The sequence below is a fragment of the Clostridium sp. LY3-2 genome (assembly GCF_024705715.1).
GTDB lineage: Bacteria > Bacillota > Clostridia > Clostridiales > Clostridiaceae > Clostridium.
The window spans coordinates 1-8,785 of the sequence record NZ_JAMDLQ010000037.1 but is presented as its reverse complement, the minus strand read 5'-3'; the positions used below and the strand labels follow the sequence as shown (position 1 = coordinate 8,785).

At 31.0% G+C, this 8,785-nt stretch carries 6 protein-coding genes and 1 pseudogene; 6 read left to right on the top strand and 1 reads right to left on the bottom strand.

What is annotated here, in order from left to right:
- Nucleotides 1-553 (bottom strand): annotated as a pseudogene (locus M4I33_RS12060) (hypothetical protein); the annotation flags it as partial.
- Between the two features lie 379 nt (nt 554-932).
- On the opposite strand from M4I33_RS12060, the gene M4I33_RS12055 reads away from it, so the two are divergent.
- From M4I33_RS12055 to M4I33_RS12030, 6 genes are all read left to right on the top strand, one after another.
- Nucleotides 933-4,691 (top strand): phosphoribosylformylglycinamidine synthase, encoded by a 3,759-nt coding sequence (locus M4I33_RS12055; protein ID WP_257917022.1) that lies wholly within the window; start codon nt 933-935, stop codon nt 4,689-4,691.
- A gap of 18 nt (nt 4,692-4,709) precedes the next feature.
- Entirely contained in the window at nt 4,710-5,189 is a 480-nt protein-coding gene (gene purE, locus M4I33_RS12050) for a 5-(carboxyamino)imidazole ribonucleotide mutase (RefSeq protein WP_257917021.1), read from the top strand.
- Nucleotides 5,189-5,899: a phosphoribosylaminoimidazolesuccinocarboxamide synthase gene (gene purC, locus M4I33_RS12045; protein ID WP_257917020.1), complete on the top strand. Its 711-nt coding sequence runs from the start codon at nt 5,189-5,191 to the stop codon at nt 5,897-5,899. Before purE ends, purC begins: the two co-directional genes overlap by 1 nt.
- A 23-nt stretch (nt 5,900-5,922) precedes the next feature.
- Nucleotides 5,923-7,359 (top strand): amidophosphoribosyltransferase, encoded by a 1,437-nt coding sequence (purF, locus tag M4I33_RS12040; protein ID WP_257917019.1) that lies wholly within the window; start codon nt 5,923-5,925, stop codon nt 7,357-7,359.
- A gap of 10 nt (nt 7,360-7,369) precedes the next feature.
- Entirely contained in the window at nt 7,370-8,371 is a 1,002-nt protein-coding gene (purM, locus tag M4I33_RS12035) for a phosphoribosylformylglycinamidine cyclo-ligase (RefSeq protein WP_257917023.1), read from the top strand.
- The coding region (locus M4I33_RS12030) for a phosphoribosylglycinamide formyltransferase (RefSeq protein ID WP_257917018.1) at nt 8,359-8,785 on the top strand (427 nt) is incomplete at its 3' end. The genes purM and M4I33_RS12030, both read left to right, overlap by 13 nt.

Below are 8,785 nucleotides of genomic sequence, written 5' to 3'. Positions count from 1 at the left end.
AAGAAAACCTATCTTTACCTGGAAAGAAATAAGTATTAAATACAGGGTTAAATGCATTTAATAAATCTTCTATAGATTCCTTTGTAGGACTCATAGAATCAAAGGATATCTTAGCTAGAGAGTAATTATTTTTGTTAATAGTTGTAGCTACAAAGATATTTTTCCTTCTAGAAATAGTGCAAACAGGGGGAGTCTTTTGCCCCTTAAAGTTTTCTAAAAATTTAGTATGTCTCATGGCTGTAACTACATGAGTTCTCCTAGAATCTGTGTAAGTTTCAATATGTTTTAAGATTTTATGTCGCCACCTAAAAGATGTCTCAATACATATGTTTAATCTACATGCGCAATCTCGAATAGTAGAACCAGATAGCATAAGACGAGTATATTTATCCCAAAGCTCCACACTCTTTCTAGTATTATGCCAGATGAGTCCAGTTCCTTCATTAAAAGTTTTAAGACAATCCTTGCATTGATATCTTTGGACATTCCTGTATTTACCGTATTTAATAAAATGTTTTGAATTGCAATGGGGACAAGCAAATGTATGTACCATAATCTCACCTCGAAAATTTCTAGAGTTTTTAATTATTTTGATTATGGACATAAAATATAGGCTTTATTCAGTCAATTAGTTTAAAATACCAACAAAGAAGCAAAACAATGTTGTAGTGAAATTGAAATTAACATAAAAATATATAAGCAGCCGTCATGGAATAAATAGGAAAATAGAGTGCGAGGAAAATACATAATTTACAATATGACGAATATATTTAGAGTAAAATAAAAATATAGTTCGTTTAAGTACGAATGATAAATCAAAATATGTTTTTAATATTGACTATTTTAAAGAAGAGTGGTAATCTTTAACTAACAAATGAAATTAAATAAAATAATAAAAATGTTCGTGTATAATTGGGATTTGGAGGGTTAAAATGATTAATAATAAAATTATATTCGTGGAAAAAAAGAGTGGCTTTGATGTCCAAGGAAAGATTTTATTAAAGGATTTTAAGGAAAACTTAAATATTTTAAACTTAGAAAGGGTTCGTGTAGTAAATAAATATATAATTTCTAATTTAGAAGAAGAATATTTTAATAAGTCATTATATACTATATTTTCAGAAAAACCTGTAGATAACTTATATTTAGATGAGATTTCCTTAGAAGAAGGAGAGATAGCTTTTTCAGTAGAATATCTACCAGGTCAATACGATATGAGAAAAGATTCAGCAGAAGAATGCCTTATGTTATTAACTGGGAAACATGACGGTAAGGTAAAATCTGAAAGAGTCTTAATTCTAAAAGGGAATTTAGACAAAAAAGAAATAGAAAAAATAAAAAATTATTATATAAATCCAGTAGACTCTAGAGAAACTGATATTTATAGTAATGATATTAATGAAACATATAAAAATCCAGAAGAGGTAGAAATACTAAATGGATTTACTTCTTTAAGTAAAGAAGATCTTGAAAAATTTCACAAGGAATTTGGGCTTTGCATGAGCTTAAATGACCTATCTATGATAAAAGACTACTTTGAAAATGATGAAAAAAGAGACCCTAGTATAACTGAGATAAAAGTTATAGATACTTATTGGTCAGATCATTGTAGGCATACAACATTTGAAACATCTATAAAAGAAATCCAAATAGAAGAAAATAAATTTAATGATCCTGTAAAAAAAGCATATGAAGCATATTTAAAATCAAGAGAATTTGTATATGGAAAAGAAACTTCAAAAGAAGTAAAGCTTATGGATATAGCTTGTATTGTTACAAAGGAGCTTCTTAAAAAAGGTGAAGTTAAGGACTTAGATATCTCAGAAGAGATAAACGCTTGTTCTATAAATGTGGATGTAAAAACAGATAAAGGAATTAAAGAGTACCTTTTAATGTTTAAAAACGAAACTCACAATCACCCTACAGAAATAGAACCATTTGGAGGCGCAGCTACTTGCCTTGGAGGAGCTATAAGAGATCCTCTATCTGGAAGAGCTTATGTTTATGGAGCTATGAGAGTTACAGGTTCAGGTGACCCTACAGCTAAGGTTTCAACTACATTAAAAGGAAAACTTCCTCAAAGAACTATTACTATAGATGCAGCTAAGGGCTACAGTTCTTACGGAAATCAAATAGGACTTGCAACAGGGCAAGTTGATGAAGTTTATCATGATAATTATGTTGCTAAAAGGATGGAAGTTGGAGCTGTTATTGCAGCTGTACCTAAAGAAAATGTAGTAAGGGAAGAGCCAACTAAAGGAGATGTAGTCATTCTTCTTGGAGGTAGAACTGGAAGAGACGGGGTAGGCGGTGCTACTGGTTCTTCAAAAGAACATACAGTGGATTCAATAAATGAATGCGGAGCAGAAGTTCAAAAAGGAAATCCTGTTGTAGAGAGAAAAATCCAAAGATTATTTAGGAATAAAGAAGCAAGCAGACTTATTAAAAGATGTAATGACTTTGGAGCTGGAGGAGTATCTGTTGCAATAGGTGAGTTAAGTAGAGGATTAGACATCTATTTAGATAAAGTTCCTAAAAAATATGAAGGATTAGATGGAACTGAACTTGCTGTTTCTGAATCACAAGAGCGTATGGCAGTTGTTGTTAGAGAAGAAGATGCTAAAAGGTTTATAGAACTTTCAAGAGAAGAAAACTTAGAGGCTGTTATAGTTTCTGATATTACAAATACAGATAGACTTAAAATGATCTGGAAAGATAAAGAAATAGTTAATATAAAAAGAGAGTTTTTAGATACTAATGGATATAGAGAAGAGATTGATATAAAGGTAGCTTCTCCTAAAGAATATCCTTTTAAAGTACAAAATGTAAATGTTAAAGAAAAATGGCTTGAAGTTATTAAAGATTTAAATTGCTGTAGTAAGAAAGGCTTAATAGAAAGATTTGACTCAACTATAGGAGGAAATACTGTATTAATGCCTCTAGGAGGATTATATCAAAAGACTCCAGCAGAAGGGTTAGCTTTTAAAATACCAGTAATGGATTATGAAAGCAAAAGTGCATCACTTATGACATATGGTTTTAATCCAGCACTTGGAATTTGGAGCCCATTCCATATGGCATATTATTCAGTAATCGAATCAGTTACTAAAATAGTAGCTATGGGAGGAGATTACAAGAATATAAGATTATCTCTTCAAGAATATTTTGAAAAACTAGGAAATGATAAAGAAAGATGGGGAAAACCATTTAGTGCACTACTTGGTGCATACAAAGCTCAAATAGATTTTAACATTCCAGCTATAGGCGGAAAAGATTCTATGAGTGGAAGCTTTGGAGAGATTGATGTTCCTCCAAGTTTAGTATCATTTGCAGTAACTACAGAGGATTCAGAAAGAATAATATCACCAGAATTTAAAAGGGTGGATTCAAAAATAGTTTTATTAAAAACAGATAAAAATCCAGATATGACAATAGATATAGAAAATCTTAAAGAAAACTTTAATAAGGTTTATAAGTTAATTGGAGAAAAGAAAATAATATCTGCATATTCACTTAAAAGTGGGGGAGTAGCTGAAGGTATTACAAAGATGTGTTTTGGGAATAAAATCGGTGCAAATATATTTAATTTAAGCACATCAGAGCTTTTTGATTTAGATTACGGAACTATGATTTTAGAAATTCCAAAGGATATAAATATTGAAGCTGAGTTAAATGGATTAAATCATAAAATCATCGGTGAAACTATTGGAAATGCAGTTATTATATCAAAATCATTTGATATATATTTTAAGCTTCATAATTTAGAAGAGATACATGAAGAAAAACTTCAAAATGTATTTAAAGCAAAACTTCCTAAAAGTGGAGAAAAGATAAAAGAAAAGCTTATAGATAGAGAAATGATTAAATATAGCAAAGAGCCAATTGAAAATCCTCTTGTTGTAATTCCAGTTTTCCCTGGGACAAACTGTGAGTATGATTCTAAAAAAGCATTTTTAAGAGCAGGTGCAAAGGTTTCTGAAGTCTTAATTAGAAACACAGATAAAGAATCTTTAGAAGAATCTATAGAAATTTTAAGAGAGGAAATATCAAAAGCTCAGATAATTATGCTTCCTGGAGGATTTTCAGCAGGGGACGAGCCAGATGGTTCTGCAAAATTTATAGCTACTGTATTTAGAAATGAAAAAATAAAAAATGCAGTAAATGATTTATTAGAAAATAGAGAAGGGTTAGTACTTGGAATATGTAACGGCTTCCAAGCACTTATAAAATTAGGACTTGTACCTTATGGAAAAATAATAGATTTAGAAGAAGATATGCTTACTTTAACTTATAACGATATAAATAGGCATATGTCTACTATGGTAAGAACAAAGGTAACATCAAATCTTTCACCTTGGTTTAAGAGCGTAAATTTAGGAGATATTCATACAGTTCCTATTTCTCACGGTGAAGGTAAGATTGTAGGTAGTAAGGAATTAATAGAAAAATTAATTAATTCAGGTCAAATTGCAACTCAATATGTTGATTTAAATGGTGAAATATCTATGGATATGCCATTTAATCCAAATGGATCTTTATACGGAATTGAAGGTATGACTTCCTTTGATGGTAGAGTACTTGGAAAAATGGCTCACTCAGAAAGAACAGGGGAAGATTTATACAAAAACATTTATGGAAACTTTGATCAAAGTATTTTTAAATCAGGTGTAGATTATTTTAGAAAAAGATAGATTTAAGGAGAGTGTTTTATGAAAGTCGCAATATTTTTTGGAAGTAAATCAGATATAGAAGTGATGAGAGGGGCTGCAAATGCTTTAAAGGAATTCAATATAGATTATAAAGCTTTTATACTATCTGCACATAGAGTTCCTGAAAAGTTAGAAGAAACTTTAGAAGAAATCGAAAAAGAAGGTTTTGAAGTTATTATTGCAGGTGCTGGACTTGCAGCGCACCTTCCAGGAGTTATAGCATCAAAAACTGTTTTACCTGTAATTGGAGTTCCAGTTAAAGCTCAAATAGAAGGATTAGATGCTTTACTATCTATAGTTCAAATGCCAAAATCTATCCCAGTTGCAACTGTTGGAATAAATAATAGTTATAACGCTGGTATGCTGGCTGTTCAAATTCTTAGCATTAAATATCCAGAGATAAAAGAAAAGTTAATAAACTTTAGAATAAATATGAAAAAGAAATTTATTGAAGAAAATGGAGAGGGAGTTGAATTATAATGGAAAATTTAGAAATGTTATATGAGGGAAAAGCAAAAAAAATATTTAAAACAGAAAAACCAAACGAGGTAATAGTACATTATAAAGACGATGCAACTGCATTTAATGGAGAAAAGAAAGCACAAATCGGAAACAAAGGTGTTTTAAATAATGCAATAACTTCAATGATCTTTGAAATGCTTGAAAAAGAAGGAGTTAAAACTCATTTTATAAAAAAATTAACCGATAGAGATCAGCTTTGCAAAAAGGTAGAGATAGTTCCTTTAGAAGTTATAGTTAGAAACGTTGCAGCTGGAAGTATGGCAAAGAGGTTAGGAATAGAAGAAGGATTTAAATTAAAAACTACTGTTTTTGAATTATCATATAAAGATGACGAACTAGGAGACCCTTTAATAAATGACTACCACGCAGTAGCTATAGGGGCGACAACTTTTGAAGAGCTAGATGAAATCTATAGTATGACAGCTAAAATAAATGATGTTTTAAAAGAGTTTTTTAGTAAACAAAACATAGATTTAATAGATTTTAAAATCGAGTTTGGAAGAGATGAAGAGGGAAGAGTTCTTTTAGCTGATGAGATTTCACCAGACACATGCAGATTTTGGGATAAGACAACTAAAGAAAAATTAGACAAAGATAGATTTAGAAGAGATATGGGAAATGTAGAAGAAGCTTATAAAGAAATATTAAGTAGAATATCGAATAAATAATTTAAAGTGAGGGGAATGGTCATATGATGGATACATCTTTAATGTTAGTGGACCCACAAAACGATAAGTTTAAAGATGAATGTGGAGTATTTGGGATTTATGCAACTAAACCTATAGATGTAGCATCTGTAACTTATTATGGTCTTTATGCGCTTCAGCATAGAGGCCAAGAAAGTACAGGTATTGCAGTAAGTAACGGTGAAGATATAAATGTTCATAAAGGGCTTGGAATAATTACAGAAGCTTTTGATAAAGAAAGTTTAGATAGATTAAGAGGGTTTAATGGGAATATTTCAATAGGGCATGTAAGGTATTCAACTGCAGGGTCTAAAACTATTGAAAATTCACAGCCTTTAGTTAGTACATCAAAGCTTGGAAAAATAGCAACAGCCCACAACGGCAATCTAGTTAATGGAGATGTAATACGTGAATTATTAGAAGACGCTGGGCATGCCTTCCATACATCAGTAGATTCAGAAGTTATAACTAGCCTTATTGCAAGAGGAGCTAAAAAGGGACTTAAAAAATCAGTAGTAGATGCAGTTTCAACTGTAAGAGGATCTTTTGCAATTGTTATTATGAGTGAAAATAAACTTATAGGAGTTAGAGACCCACACGGAATTAGACCTTTATGTATAGGTAAAATTGAAGAAGGATATATTCTAGCTTCAGAAAGCTGCGCTATAGATTCAATTGGTGGAGAATTTATAAGAGACGTAAAGGCTGGAGAGATAGTTGTTATAGATGATAATGGGATTGAATCTATAAAGTATTCTGAAAATACAACTTGTCAAACTTGTTCCTTTGAATATATATATTTTGCAAGACCAGATTCTTTTATGGATGGCTTTTCAGTAGAAGAAACTAGAAAAATCCAAGGTAAAATGTTATTTGAAGAACATCCTATAGAAGCTGATATAGTTATTGCAGTTCCAGACTCAGGAATTCCAGCTGCTATGGGCTACTCTAAAGCATCAGGAATTCCTTATGAAGTAGGGTTTTTTAAAAATAGATATGTTGGAAGAACATTTATATCTCCTTCTCAAAAATTAAGAGAGAGAGCTGTTGCTGTAAAATTAAATCCACTTAAAAGTAACGTTAAAGATAAAAGAGTAATTATGATAGATGATTCTATAGTAAGAGGAACTACATCAAAGCATTTGATAGAATCACTTAGAAGAGCAGGGGCTAAAGAGGTTCACTTTTTAGTTGCATCACCTATTGTTAAATTCCCATGCTACTTTGGAATAGACACACCTTATAGAAGTGAGCTTATAGGGGCTAATAAAAGTTTAGAGGAAATAAGAGAAGAGATAGGGTGTGATAGTTTAGGGTATTTAAGTTTAAATGGAGTTTATAGTAGTTTAGGTGGTAAAAAGGATTTTTGTGTAGGTTGCTTTAACGGAGTATATCCAGTTTCAGCCCCTATGGAAGATTTAGAAGATAATCTTGAAAGGTAGTGATTTTGTTTTGTTAACTTATAAAGATTCAGGTGTAAATATAGAAGAAGGATATAAGTCAGTTAAACTTATACAAGAATATGCAAAAAAAACTATGAGTGAATATGTATTAAATGGACTAGGTTCATTTGCTGGGATGGTTGAACTTCCAGAAGGATATAAAAAACCAGTATTAGTTTCAGGAACAGACGGAGTTGGAACTAAGCTTGAAATAGCTTGTAAAAAAGAAAAGTATGATACAGTCGGGATAGATTGTGTTGCTATGTGCGTAAATGATATTTTATGTCATGGTGCAAAGCCTTTATTTTTCTTAGATTATATAGCTTGTGGAAAGTTAGACTCTAAGGTTTCAGCTGATTTAGTTAAAGGTGTATCTGACGGCTGCATAGAATCAGACTGTTCCCTTATAGGTGGAGAAACTGCTGAAATGCCAGGGTTTTATAAAGAAGGAGATTATGATATTGCAGGTTTTGCAGTAGGAATAGTTGATAAAGATAAGATTATTACTGGAAAAGATATAAAAGAAGGAGACAAGCTTATAGGATTAAAATCTTCAGGGATTCATTCAAATGGTTTTTCTCTTGTTAGAAAATTATTTAAAGATTTAGATATGGAGTATAAAGGAGACGCTGTATATAAAACTTTATTAACTCCAACAAAAATATATGTAAAACCGATTCTTAAGATATTAGAAAAATTTAAGATCAATGGAATGGCTCATATTACTGGTGGTGGTTTTTATGAAAATATTCCAAGGATGTTTAAAGAAGATAACTTAACTGCTGTAGTTTTAAAAGACAGCTACGAAGTTCCAGATATATTTAATAAATTAGTAGAACTTGGTGCAAATAAAGAAGATATGTATAACACATTTAATATGGGAATAGGATTTGTTTTATGCGTCGACAAAGAAATATCAAAAGATGTTTTAAATGAATTAAGAAATCTAGGTGAAGAGGCAGTTGAGATAGGGTATGTGACTTATGGAGGTGAAGGTGTTTGTTTAAAATAGCAGTTTTAGCTTCAGGGAGTGGATCAAACCTTCAATCTATAATAGATGAAATAGAAAATAATAATTTAGACTGTGAAATAGAAGTGGTAATTGGAAGTAAAGAAGGAATATATGCTTTAAGTAGAGCTAGAAAACACGGCATAGATGCAGAAGTTATAAAAGATTCAGATGAAATATTAAAAAGGCTTAAAGGAAAGGTTGATCTAATAGTTTTAGCTGGCTATTTATCAATACTTAAAGGGGAAATATTAGAAGAATTTAAAGATAAAATAATTAATATTCACCCATCTTTAATACCAGCCTTTTGTGGAAGTAAGATGTACGGATTAAAGGTTCATGAAGCTGCTATAAATAAGGGGGTTAAATATACTGGGTGTACAGTTCATTTTGTAAATAATGAAGTAGATGGTGGTG